Annotated in this window: 17 protein-coding genes, 16 tRNA genes and 2 rRNA genes; 33 read left to right on the forward strand and 2 right to left on the reverse strand. The window is 47.0% G+C overall.

The genetic code is table 11. The features are described from left to right. Positions 1-2 precede the first annotated feature (2 nt). The 9 genes from gatC to NSQ38_RS10140 all read left to right on the forward strand — a co-directional run bounded on the left by gatC (position 3) and on the right by NSQ38_RS10140 (position 9,183). On the forward strand, positions 3-290 hold the full coding sequence (gene gatC / locus NSQ38_RS10100) for an Asp-tRNA(Asn)/Glu-tRNA(Gln) amidotransferase subunit GatC (RefSeq protein ID WP_339788926.1): 288 nt from the start codon (positions 3-5) through the stop codon (positions 288-290). 27 nt (positions 291-317) lie between these two features. Next, positions 318-1,775 (forward strand): Asp-tRNA(Asn)/Glu-tRNA(Gln) amidotransferase subunit GatA, encoded by a 1,458-nt coding sequence (gene gatA / locus NSQ38_RS10105; RefSeq protein ID WP_339788929.1) that lies wholly within the window; start codon positions 318-320, stop codon positions 1,773-1,775. Between the two features lie 26 nt (positions 1,776-1,801). Beyond that, entirely contained in the window at positions 1,802-3,241 is a 1,440-nt protein-coding gene (gene gatB / locus NSQ38_RS10110) for an Asp-tRNA(Asn)/Glu-tRNA(Gln) amidotransferase subunit GatB (protein WP_062836483.1), read from the forward strand. A gap of 96 nt (positions 3,242-3,337) precedes the next feature. Continuing rightward, a complete protein-coding gene (locus tag NSQ38_RS10115) occupies positions 3,338-3,802 on the forward strand; it encodes a GNAT family N-acetyltransferase (RefSeq protein ID WP_339788932.1) in 465 nt (154 codons plus the stop codon). Positions 3,803-3,834: 32 nt separating this feature from the next. Next, on the forward strand, positions 3,835-4,545 hold the full coding sequence (locus NSQ38_RS10120; protein WP_017692302.1) for an MgtC/SapB family protein: 711 nt from the start codon (positions 3,835-3,837) through the stop codon (positions 4,543-4,545). Between the two features lie 147 nt (positions 4,546-4,692). Beyond that, positions 4,693-5,286 carry a hypothetical protein gene (locus NSQ38_RS10125; protein ID WP_339788935.1) on the forward strand — a complete coding sequence of 198 codons (594 nt, stop codon included), beginning with the start codon at positions 4,693-4,695 and terminating at the stop codon, positions 5,284-5,286. 26 nt (positions 5,287-5,312) lie between these two features. After that, a complete protein-coding gene (locus NSQ38_RS10130; protein ID WP_339788938.1) occupies positions 5,313-6,722 on the forward strand; it encodes a DUF4097 family beta strand repeat-containing protein in 1,410 nt (469 codons plus the stop codon). A gap of 167 nt (positions 6,723-6,889) precedes the next feature. After that, positions 6,890-7,312, forward strand: a complete 423-nt coding sequence (gene perR, locus NSQ38_RS10135; RefSeq protein WP_026081471.1) for a peroxide-responsive transcriptional repressor PerR — start codon at positions 6,890-6,892, stop codon at positions 7,310-7,312. Between the two features lie 140 nt (positions 7,313-7,452). Continuing rightward, positions 7,453-9,183: a glycosyl hydrolase family 18 protein gene (locus NSQ38_RS10140; RefSeq protein ID WP_133387133.1), complete on the forward strand. Its 1,731-nt coding sequence runs from the start codon at positions 7,453-7,455 to the stop codon at positions 9,181-9,183. 260 nt (positions 9,184-9,443) lie between these two features. On the opposite strand, the gene NSQ38_RS10145 is transcribed toward NSQ38_RS10140, so the two are convergent. After that, the gene (locus tag NSQ38_RS10145) at positions 9,444-9,824 is read right to left on the reverse strand and encodes a DUF2614 family zinc ribbon-containing protein (protein ID WP_017692307.1); all 381 of its coding nucleotides are present in this window, start codon (positions 9,822-9,824) and stop codon (positions 9,444-9,446) included. A 122-nt stretch (positions 9,825-9,946) separates the two neighbouring features. Here NSQ38_RS10145 and NSQ38_RS10150 point away from each other — a divergent pair, with 122 nt between their 5' ends. From NSQ38_RS10150 to NSQ38_RS10245, 20 genes are all read left to right on the forward strand, one after another. Next, on the forward strand, positions 9,947-10,825 hold the full coding sequence (locus NSQ38_RS10150) for a nucleotidyltransferase-like protein (protein WP_240768309.1): 879 nt from the start codon (positions 9,947-9,949) through the stop codon (positions 10,823-10,825). 458 nt (positions 10,826-11,283) lie between these two features. Then, positions 11,284-12,836, forward strand: a 16S ribosomal RNA gene (locus NSQ38_RS10155). Between the two features lie 311 nt (positions 12,837-13,147). After that, positions 13,148-16,073 (forward strand): 23S ribosomal RNA (locus NSQ38_RS10160). The 16S and 23S rRNA genes sit together here with 15 tRNA genes alongside, the layout of an rRNA operon. Positions 16,074-16,140: 67 nt before the next feature. Then, positions 16,141-16,216, forward strand: a tRNA-Asn gene (locus NSQ38_RS10165). A gap of 3 nt (positions 16,217-16,219) precedes the next feature. Continuing rightward, positions 16,220-16,311: transfer RNA gene (locus tag NSQ38_RS10170), tRNA-Ser, on the forward strand. Positions 16,312-16,320: 9 nt separating this feature from the next. Continuing rightward, positions 16,321-16,392 (forward strand) — tRNA-Glu (locus NSQ38_RS10175). Positions 16,393-16,459: 67 nt separating this feature from the next. After that, positions 16,460-16,535 (forward strand) — tRNA-Val (locus NSQ38_RS10180). 17 nt (positions 16,536-16,552) lie between these two features. After that, positions 16,553-16,626, forward strand: a tRNA-Met gene (locus NSQ38_RS10185). A gap of 27 nt (positions 16,627-16,653) precedes the next feature. Beyond that, positions 16,654-16,731: transfer RNA gene (locus NSQ38_RS10190), tRNA-Asp, on the forward strand. 95 nt (positions 16,732-16,826) lie between these two features. Continuing rightward, a tRNA-Phe gene (locus NSQ38_RS10195) sits at positions 16,827-16,902 on the forward strand. Positions 16,903-16,922: 20 nt separating this feature from the next. Continuing rightward, positions 16,923-16,998 (forward strand) — tRNA-Thr (locus tag NSQ38_RS10200). 9 nt (positions 16,999-17,007) lie between these two features. After that, a tRNA-Tyr gene (locus NSQ38_RS10205) sits at positions 17,008-17,093 on the forward strand. Between the two features lie 6 nt (positions 17,094-17,099). After that, positions 17,100-17,173: transfer RNA gene (locus tag NSQ38_RS10210), tRNA-Trp, on the forward strand. Between the two features lie 29 nt (positions 17,174-17,202). Continuing rightward, positions 17,203-17,275 (forward strand) — tRNA-His (locus NSQ38_RS10215). Positions 17,276-17,297: 22 nt separating this feature from the next. Further along, positions 17,298-17,372: transfer RNA gene (locus NSQ38_RS10220), tRNA-Gln, on the forward strand. 4 nt (positions 17,373-17,376) lie between these two features. Further along, positions 17,377-17,451: transfer RNA gene (locus NSQ38_RS10225), tRNA-Gly, on the forward strand. Positions 17,452-17,457: 6 nt separating this feature from the next. Beyond that, positions 17,458-17,531: transfer RNA gene (locus NSQ38_RS10230), tRNA-Cys, on the forward strand. Positions 17,532-17,537: 6 nt separating this feature from the next. Continuing rightward, positions 17,538-17,616, forward strand: a tRNA-Leu gene (locus NSQ38_RS10235). Between the two features lie 164 nt (positions 17,617-17,780). After that, on the forward strand, positions 17,781-18,707 hold the full coding sequence (locus NSQ38_RS10240; protein WP_339788941.1) for a methyltransferase domain-containing protein: 927 nt from the start codon (positions 17,781-17,783) through the stop codon (positions 18,705-18,707). A gap of 298 nt (positions 18,708-19,005) precedes the next feature. Next, positions 19,006-19,082 (forward strand) — tRNA-Asn (locus tag NSQ38_RS10245). Between the two features lie 56 nt (positions 19,083-19,138). Here NSQ38_RS10245 and NSQ38_RS10250 read toward each other — a convergent pair. After that, entirely contained in the window at positions 19,139-21,529 is a 2,391-nt protein-coding gene (locus tag NSQ38_RS10250) for a helix-turn-helix domain-containing protein (protein WP_339788944.1), read from the reverse strand. Positions 21,530-22,086: 557 nt separating this feature from the next. On the opposite strand from NSQ38_RS10250, the gene NSQ38_RS10255 reads away from it, so the two are divergent. From NSQ38_RS10255 to NSQ38_RS10270, 4 genes are read left to right on the forward strand one after another with little or no spacing between them, the layout of a single operon-like run. Beyond that, positions 22,087-22,395, forward strand: a complete 309-nt coding sequence (locus NSQ38_RS10255; RefSeq protein WP_017692311.1) for a hypothetical protein — start codon at positions 22,087-22,089, stop codon at positions 22,393-22,395. A gap of 35 nt (positions 22,396-22,430) precedes the next feature. Next, complete coding sequence (locus NSQ38_RS10260; RefSeq protein ID WP_017692312.1) at positions 22,431-23,102, forward strand: PspA/IM30 family protein; 672 nt, start codon at positions 22,431-22,433, stop codon at positions 23,100-23,102. Positions 23,103-23,107: 5 nt separating this feature from the next. Beyond that, on the forward strand, positions 23,108-23,341 hold the full coding sequence (locus NSQ38_RS10265) for a PspC domain-containing protein (RefSeq protein WP_017692313.1): 234 nt from the start codon (positions 23,108-23,110) through the stop codon (positions 23,339-23,341). A gap of 17 nt (positions 23,342-23,358) precedes the next feature. Then, entirely contained in the window at positions 23,359-23,862 is a 504-nt protein-coding gene (locus tag NSQ38_RS10270) for a PspC domain-containing protein (RefSeq protein ID WP_339788947.1), read from the forward strand.

Genomic DNA, 23,862 nt, shown 5'->3' on the forward strand with positions numbered 1-23,862 from the left:
TAATGAGTATTTCGAATAATGACGTTCAGCATGTGGCCAAGCTGGCCCGGCTCAACTTGACTGCTGAAGAAGAACAGACCCTGACAGGTCAGCTGAACGCGATTTTAAAATATGCAGAAAAGCTAAATGAGCTGGATACGGACGACATCGAACCTACCACTCACGTTCTGCACGTAAGCAATGTCATGCGTGAAGATGAGACCAAAGAAAGCCTGTCGATTGAACAGGTGATGCGTAATGCACCGGAAGAAGAAGACGGGCAGTTTAAAGTGCCTGCTGTAATGGAATAACGGATAACCGGAAGGAGGACAAAAACTGTGAGTTTATTTGAACAATCGTTGCCTGAGTTACATAACAAGCTGAATGCCAAAGAGCTGTCGGTCAGCGATCTGGTGGATCAGGCGTATCAGAATATTGGCGCGCATGATGATAAGGTTAAGGCGTATTTGGCACTGGATGAAGAACAAGCACGCGCTCGTGCACGTCAACTGGATGACCGTCTGGTTAGCGGTGAGGAGAAAGGTTTGCTTTTTGGCCTGCCTGTAGGTATTAAGGATAACATCGTTACGAACGGACTGCGCACGACGTGTGGCAGTCAATTTCTTCGTAATTTCGACCCGGTGTACGATGCGACAGTTGTCGAGAAATTGAAAGCTGCGGACACCGTAACTATTGGTAAACTCAACATGGACGAATTTGCCATGGGTGGCTCCAATGAGAACTCAAGTTTCTCCCCTGTACGTAATCCATGGGCACTTGATCGTGTTCCAGGAGGCTCCAGCGGTGGTTCTGCAGCAGCTGTGGCTGCGGGAGAAGCATACTTCACGCTCGGATCAGACACAGGTGGCTCTATCAGACAGCCTGCTTCGTATTGCGGTGTTGTTGGATTGAAGCCGACGTACGGACTTGTTTCCCGTTTTGGTTTGGTAGCATTTGCCTCATCTTTGGATCAGATTGGACCTTTGACGAAAAATGTTGAAGATTCTGCTTATGTATTGCAAGCCATTGCCGGTTATGACGCCAAGGATTCGACATCTGCAAAAGTAGAGATTCCCGATTATTTGAGCGGACTGACAGGTGATGTCAAAGGACTTCGTATTGCTGTTCCGAAGGAATACATCGGTGAAGGCGTCGACCCACAAGTGAAAGAGACGGTTCTGTCTGCATTGAAAGTTCTCGAAGGACTTGGGGCAACATGGGAAGAAGTATCGCTTCCGCATACCGAATATGCGGTGGCTACGTATTATCTGCTTGCTTCTTCAGAGGCTTCTTCGAACCTGGCTCGATTTGATGGCGTACGTTATGGCGTGCGTGCAGACAACCCGGACAACTTGCTCGATCTGTATCATCAGTCTCGGAGCCAAGGCTTTGGTCCCGAAGTGAAACGACGTATCATGCTTGGAACGTATGCACTCAGTTCGGGTTACTATGATGCCTACTATCTGAAAGCACAGAAAGTACGTACATTGATCAAACAAGATTTCGACAATGTATTTGCCAAATATGATGTAATTATTGGACCAACGGCGCCAACTACGGCATTCAAACTCGGTTCACAGGTGGATGATCCACTTACGATGTATCTGAACGATATTTTGACGATCCCGGTCAACCTGGCTGGTGTACCCGCCGTTAGCATTCCATGCGGATTCTCGGATGGATTGCCTGTTGGCCTGCAGATTATCGGTAAAGCCTTTGATGAAACAACCGTATTGCGTGTAGCGCATGCGTTTGAACAAAATACAGAATTCCACAAGCAGCGTCCGCAGCTGTAGACTGTCCGGAACGGAGGAATATAGAAATGTCCGCATCTAAATATGAAACGGTCGTTGGACTTGAAGTCCACGTGGAGTTGCATACAAACTCCAAAATTTTCTGTGGCTGCTCCACAGCTTTTGGAGCTCCGCCGAACACGCATACCTGCCCGGTCTGTCTCGGACATCCGGGCGTACTGCCTGTCCTGAATCGTCAGGCGGTAGACTACGCCATGAAAGCAGCGATGGCCCTCAATTGCACGATTGCTGATGTCAGCAAGTTTGACCGTAAAAACTACTTTTACCCCGATTCACCAAAAGCCTATCAAATCTCGCAATTTGATCAACCGATTGGTGAGAACGGCTGGATCGATATCGAAGTGAATGGTGAAACGAAACGAATCGGCATCACACGTCTTCACTTGGAGGAAGATGCAGGGAAGCTTACACATATCGATGGCGGATACGCGTCTTTGGTGGACTTTAACCGTGTTGGTACGCCACTCGTGGAGATTGTATCCGAACCTGAGATTTCTTCTCCGGAAGAAGCACGTGCGTATCTTGAAAAATTGCGTGCAATCATGCAGTACTGTGATGTATCGGACGTGAAGATGGAAGAAGGTTCACTGCGTTGTGACGCCAACATCAGTTTGCGTCCACATGGACAGGAGAAGCTGGGAACAAGAGCCGAGCTGAAAAACATGAACTCCTTCCGTGGTGTTCAGCGTGGTCTGGAATATGAACAATATCGTCAGGCTGAAATTCTGGATGATGGCGGTGAAGTGGTTCAGGAGACGCGTCGTTGGGACGAAGCTCAAGGAAAAACACTGTCGATGCGTGGTAAGGAACAGGCGCATGACTACCGTTATTTCCCGGACCCGGACCTCGTGAAGCTGCATATTGATGCAGCCTGGAAAGAGCGCATCAAAGCTACCATACCTGAGCTTCCAGACGAACGCAAAGCTCGTTATACGGCTGATTACGGATTGCCTAGCTATGATGCAGAGGTTATTACATCATCCAAGGCTATAGCTGATCTTTTCGAAGATAGCTTGAAATTCACTCAAGATGCCAAATCCGTATCCAACTGGATCATGGGCGACTTGCTGGGTTACCTGAATACGAGCAATCTTGAGGTGACTCAGGTTCCGCTGACAGGTCAAGGTTTGGGTGAGATGATCGGACTGCTGGAGAAGGGCACCATTAACAGCAAAATCGCCAAAACGGTATTCAAGGAAATGCTGGAGAGCGGCAAGCTTCCGCAGCAGATCGTTGAAGAGAAGGGTCTTGTGCAGATTAGTGATGAAGGCGCCATTCTTGCCATCGTTGAGCAGGTTGTAGCGAATAACCCTCAATCCGTGGAAGACTATAAAGCTGGTAAACAAAAAGCCATTGGCTTCCTTGTTGGTCAGGTTATGAAAGAAAGTAAAGGCAAGGCGAATCCCGCTCTAGCCAACCAACTGCTTGCAGATGTACTGAACCGCTAATCCTTCCGGTGAGGCCGGACAGAAAGAGGCTCGTCCCTGTGACAGCCTCTTTTTGGTATTGAAAGATACAAATGTATTTCGGACGGGGGAACGGATATGAACATTCAACCATTGTCACTGAGTGATCTGGAGATGTTGGGACAGTTATGGAGACTACAACATGTAGCTTATCGATTGGAAGCCGAAATCATCGGATTTCAGGAGATTCCTCCTTTGATGGATACGATGGAGACACTGCGGGATTGTGGAGAGAGCTTTTATGGTTGTATCCATGATGACGGAGAGCTTATCGGGGCTGTTGCTGTAGCAGAGGAAGAGGAGAATACACTGACCATTACACGAATGATGGTGCACCCGGATCACTTTCGCAAGGGAATTGCGGCATCTTTGATGACGTATGTGTTGGAACAGCATGCGGATCTTCCACGTTATATCGTCTCCACAGGAACGCTGAATCAACCTGCAGTGAATCTGTACACCAAATTTGGTTTTACGCCCGTGGAGGTCACACAGATTGCACCTGGAGTGGAATTAACGACTTTTCACAAGAATAAACTTTAATAATATTAACAACTTGAGGAGGAATACCGACTTTGGGCGATCCCTGGTTCATTGATGAGTGGCACATTTTATTACGATTATTGCTGGCTATGCTGCTTGGAGGGCTCGTAGGCCTGGAGCGGGAACGGTCCAATCATGCTGCTGGTTTGCGCACCCATATCCTGGTATGTCTTGGCTCTGCACTGATTATGATGTTGTCTGTTTATGGCTTTAAAGATTTTGCTAATGAATTAAATGTAAGGATCGATCCAGCACGTCTGGCTACTGCTGTAATTACTGGTGTCGGATTCCTGGGAGCAGGGACAATTCTCTTCACGGGAAAATCCATTACCGGACTGACTACAGCTGCTTCAATCTGGGTTGTTGCAGCCATTGGGCTCGCAGCAGGTGCGGGATTCTTTTTTGCCTCTATCGTTTCAACCGTTCTGGTATTGCTTAATCTCTGGGTCTTTAACAAATTAGAGCTAAGGTATTTACGAGGGAACAAACTGCATGTTGTTACACTTCATACCTTGTCAGAACCTGGTTTCCTGGAACAGCTGTCTTCATGTATGGAGCAGGAAAAGATCAAAATTCGTAAAATTACCGTGAATGAACAAGACCTTGCTTATGCAGAGATGGTGTCGGTTGAACGTAAAATTGAGATTGTGTTACATGTTCAGGTACCGCATGATTTCCAAACGGTTGGCTTGGTATCCAAGTTAAGACAATGGGAACACGTTACCAAGGTGTCGATCGAATAAATGAATTACAACCCTCCCGAGGCCAGTAGTGCCGGAGGGTTTTTGGTCATATCCATATTTCTTCCAGTTACTCTCCTTGCTCTTTAGGGTACTATCTAACCAAATGCATGAAGAGCGGAAGGTCAGATCAGAAGAGAGGAGTATGTTATGAAACGGAGACGTCAATTGAACCAAAAGACCCGTACAGTTCAGACCAAACCGGTCAGAAATCGGACTCACAAGTTTATTGCGGGATTACTGAGTGCCATTATTCCTGGCCTGGGTCATATTTATCTGAGATTGTACATGAGAGGTTTGACCTTTATGCTGCTTGTTTTGCTTGATCTGTCAGCAGTATTGTACTTCTCATCCATTGGAATACAGATCAATGTGCCATTGCTCATCTTACTGGCTTTGTGTATTCCGGTTATTTACTTTTACAATGTATATGATGTGTTGCAATCTGCAGATTGGGTCATGATGCGCAGACGTAGAGCCGTAACCCAGGCAACTTCGGACAAGCCGATATCCAATGAACGTTCTACGAGAGATGCAATGATGGTTTGGGAGAGAGGCATATCGTTTGGATTACTTCTGATTGTGGGAGGGTCTTTGATGGTGCTGTTTTTTCGCAAACCACGTTGGTTTCAAGAGATTCTCGCCATGTACGGCGGATATTCATTTGCGGTTCTCATGATCGTAGGCGGTTTGCTTCTGTTTGGTCGTGAGTTCTGGGTTATGTTGAACAAGAAAAAATTGTAGTGGAAACGACACAAGGAGGGAACGTGATGAACCGTAAAGTCCGGGTTGGCCGCTATACGGCTGCCGCCTTAATCATAGCGGTCGGTGTGCTGTTGATTTTGGATAAACGGTGGGGAACTGACTATGTATATGAGATGGTGGACTGGTGGCCATTTTTGCTCGTTGTTTTAGGTGTTGAATATATTGTGCTGTTCCTATGGACACGCAGAAGAAACAAGGTGCAATCGGATAACCCGAGCAATCCTGATGAGCAAATCAAAGTACGTTTCAGACCCGATGCCAAAGGCATTCTAACCTCATTGATTTTGGCGGCTTCCGTATTTATCGTCACCGAGCAGGATCACTACATGCATTTATGGAATAGAGTGAGTCTAAATCTCGGAGCGGCATCCATGGACTATAGTCAAGCGGCAGGATATATGGAGGATAAGGGCACGATTCGTGTACCTGTTCGCATGGATACGTCAGATTTGGTGGTCGAAGGTGTTAACGGAGATATCTCGGTACAACGCGGAGATACGGATGAGATTGAAGTACGGACGGTGATCTGGGTAGATCAGACGACGGAAGTACAGGCAAAGGCCGTTGCAGCAGCCTCTTTTGTAGAGGCCGATGGTACAAAAGTAATTTATATCAAAGCTACAGGCAAGACGTATGGAGACAATGAAAAAACGCAGCCGCGTATGAATCTTACCATTACGATCCCGGATGATCGTCGTTTTAATCTGGATATTCGAACTTCCAATGGAGCCATATTATTAAACCGTCCGGAAGCCATTAGTACCATACTGGCTGAAACGGGTAACGGACGTATCCGGATTACCAATGCTGTTGGAGATATCTCTGGGAAAACGTTGAACGGAGATGTCATTGTAGCCAACGCCATCGGTAATGTGGATCTGGACAGTAACCGTGGCGACATGAAGGCTCGCGGTATTTCCGGCGATGTAGATCTTGCTACACAAGTGGGAAGTATCAGTATTGCGGACTCCGTTGGTGAATTCACCGCAGAGACACGCAACGGCAATATTACGCTGGATGGAGCCAATCTGGGAATCAAAGCCCAATCGCTTAATGGCAGCATTAACATCGTATCTACCAAAGTCGGAGGGGACTGGGATGTGTACAGTGCGGTGGGAGCCATTAACGTATTACTTCCTGATCGTGGAGACTACAGTCTTGCGGGTTCCAGCAGTTATGGAGATCTAAGTACGGATCTGCCATTCAAAGTACAGAATAAAACCATAGAAGGCCAGCTCGGTGAGGGCGAGTACAGGGTGAAAATTGAAGGCAACAGTGATCTCACCATTCAGAGTAACCCGGCTGTATCTACGCCTGAAACAGTTACACCTGATTCTGAAGATACGGCTGAGAATCTGGAACAGACTACCGAGGACGGACCAAATTCCCAGGAGGATTCTACAGAGGTTCCTTGACCGCCGCGTTGACAATAAACTTGTAATCGCCGTACAATAAATGTACACTGGCAAGATTACACGGCATGAAAGATGGATTGTCGTTCTTAATGGCCGGGAATCAACTCTGAGCGAGGAGACAGTAACTTACTCTTCACCAGAGAATGAAAGGTAAGGCGGTGGGTTTTATGGCAACACGTGTCCAACATGCGTTGGAGCATCTGAAAACGACCGGTGTCCGTATTACACCCCAGCGTCATGCCATATTGAACTATCTGATGGAATCCATGGGGCATCCGACAGCCGATGAAATTTACCGAGCCCTTGAACCCCAATTTCCCAGTATGAGCGTGGCAACGGTATATAATAATTTGAAGATGTTTCTGGAAGCTGGCATGGTCCGGGAATTGACATACGGAGATAATTCAAGTCGCTTCGATGCCAATGTGACGGATCATTATCATGTTATCTGTGATCAATGCGGCAAGATTGAAGACTTCAGCTATCCTTCACTCAAAAGTGTAGAGCTTCAGGCGGAGTCTAGTACAGGATTCGAAGTACACGGTCACCGATTGGAAGTATATGGAGTTTGCAAAAGTTGCAGGGATTAAGAGAGTTGAATTACAATATTAACGTGCAGAATTCAGTATGGATTCTTCACGTTTTTTTTTTAGCATTTATGAAAAATGCTCATTTTATAACAACTTATGCGCACATCCTTATGATCAGCATAATTAACGGAGGTAGACGTTTGGGTAGAAAAAGCAGATATACACGTCAGAAGCGACGTTCATTTTGGCCCGGTTTTCTCGGGGCTTGTCTGATCGCCGGGGGGGCTTACTGGCTTATAACAAATGTATGGTTGAACCAGACCCATGAAGACCCCGACTGGGTAGGAAGAAGCCAGCCTATTTTTGTAGACGGGCAACTGATGGATGGAGACGCTCTGGGTACAGGAGATCAACTCAAGTTGCCTGTAGATGTGCTGCAAGAAGCGATTGATGAAGGCATACGTTATGAATCAGAATCGGGAGATATCATTATTGCCTCTCCTCAGCGAGTCCTTCATATGAAAGATGGGAGCACACAAGCAGAACTTAATCACAAAGATTATCCTATGACAGTTAAGCCTGAGGTTAAAGACGGAGAAGCCTATATTCCACTCAAACCTTTGAAAGAAGTATATGGCATAACCGTACAGGAAGATTCAGTAACAGGTGCTGTGCTGCTGATGCGTGGAGGAGACATGATACAGTATGCAGAGATTGATACATTATCATCCAAAGCGGACAAGACCGTGCCATTATATAAACGTGGGGGAGAATCCTCACCAATCATTGCCGATATGGAAAAGGATGCAAGGGTACGTGTATGGCAGACGGGTGATAAACAGAGTTTTGTTCAACTCGATAATGGATATGCCGGATATGTAGATAATGATTATATTGTCCTCACTGAGAAAAAGAAGGTGGACTTGCCCAAGTATACGCTGACTGCAGCAGAGAAGAAGTGGCAGAATAAACCGGTAAATCTGGTTTGGGAAGCCGTGTACAATCGTCAGCCTGATGTGGGCTCTATCGGTAAAATGCCCGGTGTGAATGTGGTCAGCCCCACATGGTTTCATATTACGGATGGACAGGGTACTGTGAAAAGCAAGGGAAACCAAGCTTATGTGAACTGGGCTCACCGTTCGGGTATGGAAGTATGGGGACTCATGGATAACAGCTTTGATCCGGACGTTACCAAAGAAGCAGTAGCTTCTTACGAGACACGCACGCATATTATTGAGCAGATGTTAGAGTATGCACAGACGTATCAACTGGATGGTATCAACATCGACTTTGAGAACGTGTATACCGATGACGGGCCGAATATTACGCAGTTTGTGCGCGAGATCAAGGCGATGGCTCGTATACATGGATTGATGTTATCAATCGATGTAACACCAAAATCAAACAGTGAGATGTGGTCTGCCTTTCTGGATCGCCGTGCATTAGGTTCTTTTGCAGACTATGTTATTGTGATGGCTTATGATGAACATTGGGCGGCCAGTCCTAAGGCAGGTTCGGTTGCATCTCTGCCTTGGACCGAGGCTTCCATGAGACGTATACTTGAGGAGGATGAAGTCCCTTCTAACAAGTTGATCATGGCGGTTCCGCTCTATACACGGATATGGACGGAAGAGACGAATGATCAGGGTGAGGTTAAAGTGTCTTCCAAAGCGGTGGGCATGAATACCATCGTGGAGCTGATCAAAGAGAAGAAACTCAAACCTGAATTGGATCAGGCAAGTGGACAGAACTATGTGGAATATAAGGAAGACGGAGCTACCAAGAAAATATGGATCGAAGATGCCGTGTCCCTTCAGGCGCGGGTGGATTTGATTGCTTCGTTGAAGCTGGGCGGAGTAGCAGCATGGAATCGGAGTTTTGCTAATGCTTCTGCATGGGAGGTATTGAAGCAGGCCGGTTACCAGAAATAATTTACTCGAACTCAGAGTGTCTGCTTGGTTCAATTTGTTTTCGCTAAGCTCAAAGTTTCTCCTTGGATACCATCATACGTGCAGTCTAGCGTTTTATTGATCGTAGAACTTATAACATAATTTCATATCTTGGCTATTGATAACAGCAACAAGGGCTTACTTATAAGCCAAGTCCAAAAAGGTCCGGTAAACATACCGGGCCTTTTTTTGTTCTTCAATGAAATTAAGGTAAAACATTTAACGTTGGAGATCATTTTGTGCTAACCATCGGTGGGGGGAGCTTGTGTAGAAGGCGCTTTCAGTTGTTGACTGGTCATATTGGCCTTATTAGGGTCTAGGGTGAGGATGGTATGACAGAACATACAACGATCTGTTTTGCCAAGCATTTTGGTTAACTTCCCGCATTCCGGACAGTCGACTTGTACTGCGCTGGTGGAGAGCATACCCGCCCAGAAATAAATGGCTAGACTGGCCATCATGGCAATCAGTCCGATGACAAGTCCTACAGCTGCGAATACCTTGCCTGCATGTCCCCAAAAAACAATCCCGGCTGTTCCCAGTATCATTAGGCCCATACCTAGCATGGTCAGTAGTAATCCCCAAGTGCGAAAAGCATTAATTTTTGCTGATTTAAAAATCATGAAAAATGCTCCTATCGTATGAGTAGTATTGGACCTGGAAAAGAAGGAAACTTCAGTCTGGATGTAGAATTACATTATAACTGACTTGGCGCTTATCTGCCATGAAATGTATGGAGGGAATCGTGGAATTAAAGAACCTTGCTTTTTTGTCCGAACAGTCGGAAGAGACAGGGGCAGTTGGGGCTATCGCTTATTCCCACCCGGGAGAGCGATTCCACGGCTCCCTAATTCAAGATTTCGAATTATTAGTACTTGTTGTTCATAATGATGATCAATTGAAGTCGGCGGTGGGACATTACAGATATGGTGATCTTCGTTATCAGATGATCTATGCGAGCCGTCATGAATTAAAGAGTAGTGTAGTAACCGGGAATCATAATAATCTCACCCAGTGTCTGATTGAAGGTGAGATTATCTGGGAAGCGGATAGCGCCTTAAGTGATTTGCGAGAAGAACTGTCTACCTTTGGGGCAGAATTGCGTGAGCAGAAGCTGCTTCATGAATTCACCAGTTTCTTGAGAATGTATGTGGAGGCCAAACGTCATATTCAGGAAGGTCATGTTGTAGACGCCTACTACAATGTATTAGAGGCTCTGGGGAACTGGGCAAGAATTGTATTGATTGAACAGGGGATATACCCGGATCATGCCGTCTGGACACATGTGCAGAATCTGGATCGCGCTTTATGGAAACTATATCAAGAGCTTACCGTAAGCTCGGAGACGCTAGAGCAGCGAGTAGAGCTTGTCCTGCTTGCCTGTGAGTTTTCCGTAATGTCCAAAATGAGTGAATGCTCAGAACTGCTGCTGCGTGTGTTAAGAAGTCGCAAGGAGCCGTGGAGCATGAATGAACTTGTTCATCATCCGCAGTTAAGATTTGTTCGAGAAGATCTGCCTTTGGTTATACGTAAGCTGGTCTTTCGTTCTATTGTAAAAGAATCGGCAGGATGGCCATCGATCGAAGGAGAGGGTAGGGAAATTCGGTATTGGATTGAGGCATAACCTTCTCCAGAGGCCTGACATTATATTGATCACATAAGGGAGGGGAAACCTTCCTTTTTTGTTTGTTTAATAATTTATAAAAAGAGGTTGACTCTGATTCACGATATATGATACATTATATTTCGTTCCTCAAACGAGATTATCGTCAACAAACGATAAATTCTTCAGAGGAAAAGTGAAGAACTTAAGCTTCGAAAAAAGAAATCAAAAATAGTTCTTGACGAAAACAAACGAAATGTGTTACATTATTTAAGTCGCCGCCGAAACTTGGTTGAGACGAAAAAGAAGTGAAACAAATCGTGTTTGATCTTTGAAAACTGAACAACGAGTGAGTAAACATTCTGCTTGCAGAATGAACGCGAAAGGTCGATCCAAGCCTTGGCTTGGATCGACTGGAGCACAAATGAGATTTTAAATCTCGTCAGATTCAAAATGAGCTTATCGCTCTTTTCAATACTTTATTGGAGAGTTTGATCCTGGCTCAGGACGAACGCTGGCGGCATGCCTAATACATGCAAGTCGAGCGGACTTGATGAGAAGCTTGCTTCTCTGATGGTTAGCGGCGGACGGGTGAGTAACACGTAGGCAACCTGCCCTCAAGTTTGGGACAACTACCGGAAACGGTAGCTAATACCGAATAGTTGTTTCCTTCGCCTGAAGGAAACTGGAAAGACGGAGCAATCTGTCACTTGGGGATGGGCCTGCGGCGCATTAGCTAGTTGGTGGGGTAACGGCTCACCAAGGCGACGATGCGTAGCCGACCTGAGAGGGTGATCGGCCACACTGGGACTGAGACACGGCCCAGACTCCTACGGGAGGCAGCAGTAGGGAATCTTCCGCAATGGGCGAAAGCCTGACGGAGCAATGCCGCGTGAGTGATGAAGGTTTTCGGATCGTAAAGCTCTGTTGCCAGGGAAGAACGCTTGGGAGAGTAACTGCTCTCAAGGTGACGGTACCTGAGAAGAAAGCCCCGGCTAACTACGTGCCAGCAGCCGCGGTAATACGTAGGGGGCAAGCGTTGTCCGGAATTATTGGGCGTAAAGCGCGCGCAGGCGGTCATTTAAGTCTGGTGTTTAATCCCGGGGCTCAACCCCGGATCGCACTGGAAACTGGGTGACTTGAGTGCAGAAGAGGAGAGTGGAATTCCACGTGTAGCGGTGAAATGCGTAGATATGTGGAGGAACACCAGTGGCGAAGGCGACTCTCTGGGCTGTAACTGACGCTGAGGCGCGAAAGCGTGGGGAGCAAACAGGATTAGATACCCTGGTAGTCCACGCCGTAAACGATGAGTGCTAGGTGTTAGGGGTTTCGATACCCTTGGTGCCGAAGTTAACACATTAAGCACTCCGCCTGGGGAGTACGGTCGCAAGACTGAAACTCAAAGGAATTGACGGGGACCCGCACAAGCAGTGGAGTATGTGGTTTAATTCGAAGCAACGCGAAGAACCTTACCAGGTCTTGACATCCCTCTGATCGGTACAGAGATGTATCTTTCCTTCGGGACAGAGGAGACAGGTGGTGCATGGTTGTCGTCAGCTCGTGTCGTGAGATGTTGGGTTAAGTCCCGCAACGAGCGCAACCCTTATATTTAGTTGCCAGCACTTCGGGTGGGCACTCTAGATAGACTGCCGGTGACAAACCGGAGGAAGGTGGGGATGACGTCAAATCATCATGCCCCTTATGACCTGGGCTACACACGTACTACAATGGCCGGTACAACGGGCTGCGAAATCGCGAGATGGAGCCAATCCCAACAAAGCCGGTCTCAGTTCGGATTGCAGGCTGCAACTCGCCTGCATGAAGTCGGAATTGCTAGTAATCGCGGATCAGCATGCCGCGGTGAATACGTTCCCGGGTCTTGTACACACCGCCCGTCACACCACGAGAGTTTATAACACCCGAAGTCGGTGGGGTAACCGCAAGGAGCCAGCCGCCGAAGGTGGGATAGATGATTGGGGTGAAGTCGTAACAAGGTAGCCGTATCGGAAGGTGCGGCTGGATCACCTCCTTTCTATGGAGAATCGTTTCCTGCAACGGAAACATTCAAATATGCAGCTTAGCTGCAAAACACTCACTCGTTGCTCAGTTTTGAGAGCTCAAACTCTCAAACAGCTTGCTTTTGCATGGAGCTTGTTCTTTGAAAACTAGATATCGAAACGAAACAAACGCGAATTAGAACATTCCTTTTTAGCTGAACTTGTGTTAAACAAGTTTCAATAAAAACGGTAGTCAAATTGCTTTTGTGATGGTATTGGATGGGAGCGACTTTTGGCTTTGCGCAAGCAAAACAAGGGAAGCGAGCAGTCAAAACCGGAACAAAATGGTTAAGCTACTAAGAGCACACGGAGGATGCCTAGGCGCTAGGAGCCGATGAAGGACGTGGCGAACAACGAAACTGCCTCGGGGAGCTGTAAGCAAGCTTTGATCCGGGGGTGTCCGAATGGGGAAACCCAGCTGGGGTAATTTCCAGTTACACCTAACTGAATACATAGGTTAGTGTGAGGCATACCAGGGGAACTGAAACATCTAAGTACCCTGAGGAAGAGAAAACAATAGTGATTCCGTCAGTAGCGGCGAGCGAACGCGGAGAAGCCCAAACCAGAGAGCTTGCTCTTTGGGGTTGTGGGACGTCTCACATGGAGTTACAAAGGAACCGGTTAAGCGAAGAGGTCTGGAAAGGCCCGCCAAAGAAGGTAAAAGCCCTGTAGTTGAAAGTCTGTTCCCTCCGAGACGGATCCCGAGTAGTGCGGGGCACGTGAAACCCCGTATGAATCCGGCAGGACCATCTGCCAAGGCTAAATACTTCCTAGCGACCGATAGTGAAGCAGTACCGTGAGGGAAAGGTGAAAAGCACCCCGGAAGGGGAGTGAAATAGAACCTGAAACCGTGTGCTTACAAAAAGTCAGAGCCCGTTTTAGGGGTGATGGCGTGCCTTTTGTAGAATGAACCGGCGAGTTACGTTCCCGTGCAAGGTTAAGGTGAAGAGCCGGAGCCGCAGCGAAAGCGAGTCTGAATAGGGCGACATAGTACGTGGACGTAGACCCGAAACCGGGTGATCTACCCCTGTCCAGGGTGAAGGTGCGGTAACACGCACTGGAGGCCCGAACCCACGCATGTTGAAAAATGCGGGGATGAGGTGGGGGTAGCGGAGAAATTCCAATCGAACTCGGAGATAGCTGGTTCTCCCCGAAATAGCTTTAGGGCTAGCCTCGGAAAACAGAGTCGTGGAGGTAGAGCACTGATTGGGTGCGGGGCCCGCAAGGGTTACCAAGCTCAGTCAAACTCCGAATGCCATAGACTTACTTCCGGGAGTCAGACAGTGAGTGCTAAGATCCATTGTCAAAAGGGAAACAGCCCAGACCATCAGCTAAGGTCCCCAAGTGTGTGTTAAGTGGGAAAGGATGTGGAGTTGCACAGACAACCAGGATGTTGGCTTAGAAGCAGCCACCATTGAAAGAGTGCGTAATAGCTCACTGGTCGAGTGACTCTGCGCCGAAAATGTAACGGGGCTAAACACACCACCGAAGCTATGGCTTGATGCTTTGCATCAGGGGTAGGGGAGCGTTGTATAAGGGTTGAAGGTGTACCGTAAGGAGCGCTGGACATTATACAAGTGAGAATGCCGGTATGAGTAACGAAAAGATCAGTGAGAATCTGATCCGCCGAAAGCCTAAGGGTTCCTGAGGAAGGCTCGTCCGCTCAGGGTAAGTCGGGACCTAAGGCGAGGCCGAAAGGCGTAGTCGAAGGACAACAGGTCGAAATTCCTGTACCACCGTAAGCCGTTATGAGCAATGGGGGGACGCAGTAGGGTAGTGACGCGGACTGATGGATGTCCGTCTAAGCAGTGAGGCTGATGTGTAGGCAAATCCGCACATTGTAAGGCTGAGCTGTGATGGGGAGCGAAAATTGTAGTAGCGAAGGTCATGATCTCACACTGCCAAGAAAAGCCTCTAGCCAGGTGAAGGTGCCCGTACCGCAAACCGACACAGGTAGGCGAGAAGAGTATTCTAAGGCGCGCGGAAGAACTCTCGTTAAGGAACTCGGCAAAATGACCCCGTAACTTCGGGAGAAGGGGTGCCCCGGTAGTGTGAATAGCACGAGGGGGCCGCAGTGAAAAGGCCCAAGCGACTGTTTAGCAAAAACACAGGTCTGTGCGAAGCCGTAAGGCGAAGTATACGGGCTGACGCCTGCCCGGTGCTGGAAGGTTAAGGGGAGTGGTTAGGAGCAATCCGAAGCTGTGAACCGAAGCCCCAGTAAACGGCGGCCGTAACTATAACGGTCCTAAGGTAGCGAAATTCCTTGTCAGGTAAATTCTGACCCGCACGAATGGCGTAACGACTTGGGCGCTGTCTCAACGAGAGATCCGGTGAAATTTTAATACCTGTGAAGATGCAGGTTACCCGCGACAAGACGGAAAGACCCCATGGAGCTTTACTGCAGCTTGATATTGAATTTGGGTACGATCTGTACAGGATAGGTGGGAGCCTTTGAAACGTGAGCGCCAGCTTGCGTGGAGGCAACGTTGGGATACCACCCTGATCGTATCTAGGTTCTAACCTGGTACCGTAATCCGGTGCGGGGACAGTGTCAGGTGGGCAGTTTGACTGGGGCGGTCGCCTCCTAAAGAGTAACGGAGGCGCCCAAAGGTTCCCTCAGAATGGTTGGAAATCATTCGAAGAGTGCAAAGGCATAAGGGAGCTTGACTGCGAGACCTACAAGTCGAGCAGGGACGAAAGTCGGGCTTAGTGATCCGGTGGTACCGCATGGAAGGGCCATCGCTCAACGGATAAAAGCTACCCTGGGGATAACAGGCTTATCTCCCCCAAGAGTCCACATCGACGGGGAGGTTTGGCACCTCGATGTCGGCTCATCGCATCCTGGGGCTGAAGTAGGTCCCAAGGGTTGGGCTGTTCGCCCATTAAAGCGGTACGCGAGCTGGGTTCAGAACGTCGTGAGACAGTTCGGTCCCTATCTGTCGTGGGCGTAGGAAATTTGAGAGGAGCTGTCCTTAGTACGAGAGGACCGGGATGGACGTACCGCTGGTGTACCAGTTGTTCCGCCAGGAGCACCGCTGGGTAGCTATGTACGGACGGGATAAACGCTGAAAGCATCTAAGCGTGAAGCCCCCCTCAAGATGAGATTTCCCAGTATGTAAGACCCCTTGAAGACGACGAGGTAGATAGGCTGGGGGTGGAAGTGCAGCAATGCATGGAGCTGACCAGTACTAATCGGTCGAGGGCTTATCCAATTAGCAAGTGATAATTCGCATGTTTCGTTTCGAATCTAGTTTTCAGAGAACGATCTCTGAAGCATATTCCCTGATAGCTCAGTTGGTAGAGCACTCGACTGTTAATCGAGTTGTCACAGGTTCGAGCCCTGTTCGGGGAGCCATATGGAGAGGTGTCCGAGCTGGCCGAAGGAGCACGATTGGAAATCGTGTAGGCGTCACAAGCGTCTCGAGGGTTCGAATCCCTCTCTCTCCGCCATAATATTAAGGCCCGTTGGTCAAGGGGTTAAGACACCTCCCTTTCACGGAGGTAACAGGGGTTCGAATCCCCTACGGGTCATAATAACTTCAAAAAAAGAAGTTGATTTTTACAACAAGATTATGGTATGATCATAAATGTGTTGTTCGGAGGCTTAGCTCAGCTGGGAGAGCATCTGCCTTACAAGCAGAGGGTCGGGGGTTCGATCCCCTCAGCCTCCACCATATAACTTTTATAACGACGCGGGGTGGAGCAGCCCGGTAGCTCGTCGGGCTCATAACCCGAAGGCCGCAGGTTCAAATCCTGCCCCCGCAATTATACTTTCCTTTGAGAAAGTGATCTGGAACCGTGGTGTAGTTGGCCTAACATGCCTGCCTGTCACGCAGGAGATCGCGGGTTCGAATCCCGTCGGTTCCGCCATTTAATCTTTACATGAGGCAAACTGTTCACTACATCTGCTGTATGGCACTGATGCCCTATATAAAGTGTAAGGAATTAAGATTAGACTTTATTATGGCTCGGTAGCTCAGTCGGTAGAGCAGAGGACTGAAAATCCTCGTGTCGGCGGTTCGATTCCGTCCCGAGCCACCATTTTTAAAATAATTTAATATGCCGGTGTAGCTCAACTGGTAGAGCAACTGACTTGTAATCAGTAGGTTGGGGGTTCAAGTCCTCTCGCCGGCACCATGTAATCCTGGAGGATTAGCGAAGTGGCCAAACGCATCAGACTGTAAATCTGCTCCCGTACGGGTTCGGTGGTTCGAATCCATCATCCTCCACCAGTTTTTAGGGGCATAGTTTAAAGGTAGAACAACGGTCTCCAAAACCGTTGGTGTGGGTTCAATTCCTGCTGCCCCTGCCAATTAAATTTTTAGAAAATAACCTTTTGTGGCGATCGTGGCGAAGTGGTTAACGCACCGGTTTGTGGATCCGGCATTCGGGGGTTCAATTCCCCTCGATCGCCCCTTTGTTTTTTCATTTTTTATTGGGGATTAGCCAAGCGGTAAGGCAACGGACTTTGACTCCGTCATGCATAGGTTCAAATCCTATATCCCCAGCCATTATGCGGACGTGGCTCAGCGGTAGAGCATCGCCTTGCCAAGGCGAGGGTCGCGGGTTCGATTCCCGTCGTCCGCTCCAAAATATGGCGCCATAGCCAAGTGGTAAGGCACAGCTCTGCAAAAGCTTTATCCCCAGTTCGAATCTGGGTGGCGCCTCCAGCATATGCCGGCGTGGCGGAATGGCAGACGCGCTCGACTCAAAATCGAGTGGGAAACCGTGGAGGTTCGAGTCCTCTCGCCGGTATATTGAATAGCCCTACATGTTGCTTATGCAATGTGTAGGGTTATTTTTATTTTATATGAAACGATTTATGTGCAGTAAGAAAATCTAGAGTTAAAGATTGACGTATGATTATATAAAGTATATTGTAGATAAGTAAAGTCTTTAATGTAGAGGAGTGAAGTAGAGTGACTGATGGAAAAAATGTATCGGATACCGATCTGTTATTTGATCTTTCTGTATGGGAAGAGGCATGGAAGAATTGTCCGAGAAGTTCAAATTATAAGAAGAAAAGCGTCCCCTCTAATACAGAAGAAGCATTTGGGCGGTGGGCCAGGGATTATCATGCACAGTCGTTCACTGAAGAAGGAAAGCAGCGTTCTGAGCGCATTATGGGCTGGATTGAGAATCAGGGTGTAGAATTTGCAGGGTTATCCATTTTGGACATTGGAGCAGCCTCAGGCATATTTACGATTCCTTTTGCGGAAAAGGGGGCAAGTGTGACCGCAGTTGAGCCTTCGGAGTTGCTTGTCTCCCTTATGAAAGAGACGATACCTTCATCTTTGGAATCCAATATCGAAATCGTAAACGAACGATATGAGGAAATCTCCATTAAGGATAAGGGTTGGGAGAAAAAATATGACTTTGCATTTGCATCCATGTGTCCAGCAATGTCGGATTGGGAAACGATTGAGCAGGCGATTAATTGCGCCCGGAAGTATGTGTATATAAGTACTATGGCGGGACAGAAGGAACACACACTAATGGATGAACTTAAGGATGTACTGGGTGTAACTTCTTCACACAAGGTCGGCGATATGGGGTATATCCAACAATTGTTGTATCTGAAGGGGTATTCATACACCATGATCATTACGAAAGAAGTTAACTCATTTGAAATACCGGTGGAAGAGGTTGTAGAGAAGCTGCCAGAATGGCTTAATACGTATGAGTTACCATCGGATGAAGATTCTCTCAGACTGGCTGAGAAGTATATTCGGGATACGTACAAGGATAGTACGGTGACCTTCTCACGCGGAGCAAGGTTTGGTAAAATTCTAATCCAACTGGAACAGCCCAATATGAAAACAGTTCGTACTAAGGATAAGCGATAAATCGGATAAGCTCGGCACGTGTACTAATAAACGGGAATTGAGGCGGACAATGTAGTCTAACGTCTAAGATGACGCTAGCAAGCATCACAATGCTGTGCCAAAAGATGAACGGTTGAAACATATGAAGTTAAGATTGCAGAAGTGAAGTTGTAAGTGAAGGGAGCAGGTTATGTGCTCCCTCTTTTTTGAAGCACTTATATCGACCGCTTTGAACCAGACCCTCGTTTATTTAGAGATGTTCGAGACAACGAAAAACAAAACACATACCTCGTTTTCAGAGAGTGATCTCTTAAGCATATTCCCTGTTATTTCAGTTGGTAGAGCACTCGACGGTTAATCGAGTTGTCACAGGTCCGAGCCCTGTTAGGGGAGCCATATGGAGAGGTATCCAAGCTGGCCGAAGGAGTACGACTTACAATCGTGCTCCTTTTCTAATTTCTGTTCGACACTTCTACTTTCTGCTTACGCTCCCGGTACTGGCCGGGTGTGATTCCTTCCCACTTACGAAATGATCGGATAAAGTTTTGCGGATTATTGTACCGAAGTCGTGCTGCGATATCTTTAACGGTTAGATCACTTTCGTCAAGCCATTTTTTAGCGATATTAAATCGGTACTTGGTCAGATATTCACTAAATGCACAGCCTGTCTCTTTGCGGAAAACACTACTTAAGTAGTTGGCATTGTAGTGAAGCTTAACAGCACATTCCTCAAGCGTCAGATCCTTATCATAATCTTGATGAATCATGGCAATCATTTTCTCAGATATATGCTGATACTGGGCATACTGTCTCGCTTTAAAAACCTGAATAACGGGCAAGATGACTTGATGGTTAAACCAATCCTCAACTTCAGCAGCGTACTGCAAACCATGAAGTTCATGAAACATCGAGCCACGACCTTGGGAGATCTGTCCGAGTCGTATGCCGGATTCCTGAGTCATTTGCAAAATATGCGTGAGTAGCCTCGTAAGAGCCACCTCATACTCCTCGGGTGTAACCTCCATACCAAAGATCACTTCAAGCAGTTGTTGCAAAAAAGCAGAGGCCTGGACTTCGTCCGCATTTTGAATAGCTTGGATCAACGAATATTCCAATGATTCCGGGTAGGTCATGGACCAAGTGGGAGCGTAATAATCTATGTTCTCATATTGAAAAATAATGCCTGTTCCCAGCTTCATCCGATGCCTTAGTGCTTCCATGGCTTCTGTGTAAGCTTGAGGGATGTGATATATAGAGCTGTGCGGCTGGCTGAATCCTATACTGACTTGAAGAGCCAGAATCTTGTCCATCTGTTGCTGTAACTGGTCTGTTAATACATATAGCTGCTGTGAAAAAATAAACTGATCCTGTTCAACGGTCCCAATCACCGTGACTACCGTATGTTCCAGCACAATGGGAAGCAATTGTTGGTTATGCACAACCGTTTCCGCCAATATATTTTGAATAGCGAATAATAAGAGGTCACGATCACAAGCTCTATATTTTGTATGATTAACAAGATCTGCCTGTAATGTAATAACAGCAATTTGTTGCCATTCCCGAACCTGATGCGTGTAGCCATATTCATTCAAGGTGTCATGAAGAGTATGCACAGGGCTCCTGCCCTGGAACAGATTCATCATAAAATGAGTGCGAATCTGCAACAGATGCATATTAAGTGTGTTCTCTAATTGGGAGCGAGAGGCAGATAATTGTGAGACTCCTGCTCTAATCTGTTCGAACTCATCAGAAAATGGTGGTGATTGCTGAGCTAATGTGTTTCCTTCTTTGGACAGGTGGTTGTCACCAAGTTGGGTTAAAAGTTTACGAATCGGGACATGCATTCGCTTGGATCCGAGCCAGGCGAGTAATAATGAAAGTAAAAGTAAGAAGATACTGATATACAAGGTGTGCAATCCGATATCGATATATTCTTGTGTCAGAATATTGGTAGGTGAGATTAGAACATAAGTCCATCCTTTTAAGGTAGAAGGGCTATACGTCAGAGTATAATGTGTATCGGCGATCTTAACTTCCCGTTTTTCAAAGCCTGTTGAAAATGTGATGGGTGATAGTTTGGTTATGTTGGCTTCCGTATCCACATCGTGTAATCCAATGGCAGACAACGGTTGTCCAATGTATACAGGATCGGGGTGGACCAAGATACGTTGCTCCCGATTCAAAATGATCAGTCCTGAGGCAGCATTGCCTAAGGAGGCTTCTCCTAGTGTATTTTGCAAAGAGCATGCAGGAATTCCCGCAATCAGAGCAGCATCGGAAGACGTATTTAGATTCGGAATAGATCTCGCAAGGGCAATATGATAAATACAGCCTGTACCGGGTGAACGCTCATCATTACTGAACACCGATGAAGGGGAGAGCTGCCATCCAGAGGTAATCGTATCCGATATCAATTCCTTCATTGGAAGAGCCAGCGGAAAATCCGTATTACGATATAATCCGGCATGATCAATGAGCCAATTCTGAGATTGATTCACCAGGGTAATATCCAGCAAAGGTTCCCATGACCTCATATTCTTAAATTCACTCTGTAGTTTGTCGGCAAGCAAAGGCCCTTTCACTTCCAGTGAAGAAGAAGCAGACAGGGAACGGAGAGTTACTGGGGAGCGAACGGCCTGATCAAGCATATAACTGACTGTAGCGAGTTTGTGCTCTACGTTGGATTGCATTTGTTCCAGCAACTGTCTGTTGGCCTGCGTACGATGCAGCTCAGTTTGGTTTGATGAATAGATAAATGCGGCAATTCCCGTTAACAAAATGGGCAGGGTGCTTAACAGGATTCCAAAGATGATCATTTTATGGAGATAGCTGATTGGTCGCACAGTCTCAGTTCCACCCCTGACATTAGAAATAGTAACACTTTCTATTTTAGTAAACGCTTACATATAGAACAATCTAAATTTTGTTTATTTGGATAAATAAGTAATTTTACGAGAGGGTATAGAAGTAGAGATAAGGGATTGCTGATAGATGATCTTGCAGAAACGGCTAGAGAAACGGCTTGGACTGACTATCCAACACGGAATCATGAGAAACGAAATTGCAGTGTGAACGTAAATAGAGACATGGACATCATTCTCTCTACAGGTCGATATCGGCTAAAGGGTAGCCTGAATACGGGTAATGGAAGGTATCTGGAGTGTTATTCAGCTTAGGTGGAACGTTGGTCTTATACAGGGACAGTCAAAGGTCCAACTAGATCCCCGACCTGAGTCTAGGATGAAAAACCGTCCACGGTCTGTTTTGAAAAGTCGCGGAATCCCCTAGAATAAGGACATAAGGTTAAACAAGAAACACGGAAACAAAAAAACAAGAAACAAACGAACAAATGACTCAACACATTAAAACGAACGAATGGAAAGGGCGGTGAACAACAATTATGAGATTGAATAAGGGAAATGGCTGGGCGATTGTATTGATTGCGCTGGGTGCACTACTCCTCTTCGGAAAGTTAACTCCACTTCTTGGACACTTAATGGGTTATCTGATTCCAGTCCTGATGATTGCACTGGGATACTACGGAGTTAAACGAGGGAATGTGATGCTTGGCTGGATTGTTCTCATCATCGGTATCATCTCACTGATGGGTAAACTGGCATGGTTGATCGGACCGATCATCGCGATCGGGTTAATCATCTTTGGTATCTCAATGCTAAGCAATAACCGCAGTCGTCGTGGTCGGTACTAAGTTTTCACGATTATGAAAAGGAGGGACAGAACATAATGAGTGTATTTCGTCGAATGCGGGATATTACCGTAGCCAATCTGAACGAACATTTGGAGCAAAGTCAGGATCCAGTCAAACTGATTGATCAGTTCCTGGTCTCGACCCGCCAAGACATCGGTGAAGCCGAGAAACTTCGTCATCAATATGCAAGCCATACCAGACAAATGAAACAACAAGCCGATCAGGCAGCAGGTATGGTGAACAAACGGGAAGAACAGGCTTCCATGGCTCTGAAAGCAGGGGAAGAACATCTCGCTAAGCTGGCCTTGCAGGAGAAAATCCTCCACGAGGAAAAAATGGAACAGTACAATGAATTGTATGCACAAAGTTATGCGGCATTACAGGAGCTGGATGAACAGATCGATCAGCTGAAGGTTGAATATCAGAACGTATACAGCAAACGCCAATATTACTACGCTCGTATGCAGACGATTCAGTTACAGCAACGTATGAACCAGAGAGGCAATCACAACGGTCAGAATGTACCCCGTATGTTTAACCGACTGGATGATCAAGTCTCTGATCTCGAATATGAAGCACAAAGTCTCCGCGATATCCGGCGGATGAATCAAGATGGTTCAGGAGTGACTGGCAGCATGTCATCCTCTACGCTGGATAAGGAACTGGAACGCTTAAGACAAAAATTGAACAATGACAGAAAGGAGTAGTCACAATGAGTAAATTATACCGCTCGGCGCGTAATCGAATGCTAACAGGTTTGATCGGTGGCATTTCTGAAAATCTTGGATTGAGTACCACGCTGCTACGTATCATCTTCTTCATCAGTATTTTCGCTACGGGAGGTACATCATTGTTGATCTACTTCATCGCTGCATTGGTGGTACCAAAGGAATCCAATCACGTTGATCCATATGCTTATGATTCCAACGTAAGAGGATACAAGTAAACGAAAGGAGCAAGCACATGAGCAAATTATACCGCTCAACGCGTGACCGGATGTTAACCGGCTTGTGCGGCGGAATTTCCGAAACCATCGGAATGGATTCCACCCTGCTGCGTATCATCTTTGTTATCAGTATCTTCGTAACTGGCGGCACGTCGTTGTTAATTTACTTTATCGCAGCACTGGTGGTACCAAAAGAACCGTATCCGCCTTATGATCCATATGGCTACGGTCCGGGCCCAGGCCCTGGCAGAGGATACAACAACTATGATCATCAGCCACCAAGAGGTCCTTTTCAAAATAATCACAACCAGCAAGGTCCTGGTAACTTCGATCCCGGCCCTGGATTCAACGGCAGACCTCAATCTGGTCCCCGTTCTTATGACAACAACGCCTACGGAGCAGGAGCACCGCAAGAAAGTGAACTTGATTCCATGATGAAAGATATCGAGAAAAAAGCACTGAAAAAAGAAGTTGAAGAGCTTCGCCAAAAATTATCTCGTTACGAGAAGGGAGAAAAGTAA

The organism is Paenibacillus sp. FSL R7-0313, assembly GCF_037969885.1.
Taxonomy (GTDB): Bacteria; Bacillota; Bacilli; order Paenibacillales; family Paenibacillaceae; genus Paenibacillus.

Coding starts and splice junctions, on each gene's coding strand:
- gatC (WP_339788926.1), top strand. CDS start 3: ATGAGTATTTCGAATAATGACGTTCAGCATGTGGCCAAGCTGGCCCGG.
- gatB (WP_062836483.1), top strand. CDS start 1,802: ATGTCCGCATCTAAATATGAAACGGTCGTTGGACTTGAAGTCCACGTG.
- NSQ38_RS10115 (WP_339788932.1), top strand. CDS start 3,338: ATGAACATTCAACCATTGTCACTGAGTGATCTGGAGATGTTGGGACAG.
- NSQ38_RS10125 (WP_339788935.1), top strand. CDS start 4,693: ATGAAACGGAGACGTCAATTGAACCAAAAGACCCGTACAGTTCAGACC.
- NSQ38_RS10130 (WP_339788938.1), top strand. CDS start 5,313: ATGAACCGTAAAGTCCGGGTTGGCCGCTATACGGCTGCCGCCTTAATC.
- perR (WP_026081471.1), top strand. CDS start 6,890: ATGGCAACACGTGTCCAACATGCGTTGGAGCATCTGAAAACGACCGGT.
- NSQ38_RS10145 (WP_017692307.1), bottom strand. CDS start 9,824: ATGATTTTTAAATCAGCAAAAATTAATGCTTTTCGCACTTGGGGATTA.
- NSQ38_RS10255 (WP_017692311.1), top strand. CDS start 22,087: ATGAGATTGAATAAGGGAAATGGCTGGGCGATTGTATTGATTGCGCTG.
- NSQ38_RS10260 (WP_017692312.1), top strand. CDS start 22,431: ATGAGTGTATTTCGTCGAATGCGGGATATTACCGTAGCCAATCTGAAC.
- NSQ38_RS10265 (WP_017692313.1), top strand. CDS start 23,108: ATGAGTAAATTATACCGCTCGGCGCGTAATCGAATGCTAACAGGTTTG.
- NSQ38_RS10270 (WP_339788947.1), top strand. CDS start 23,359: ATGAGCAAATTATACCGCTCAACGCGTGACCGGATGTTAACCGGCTTG.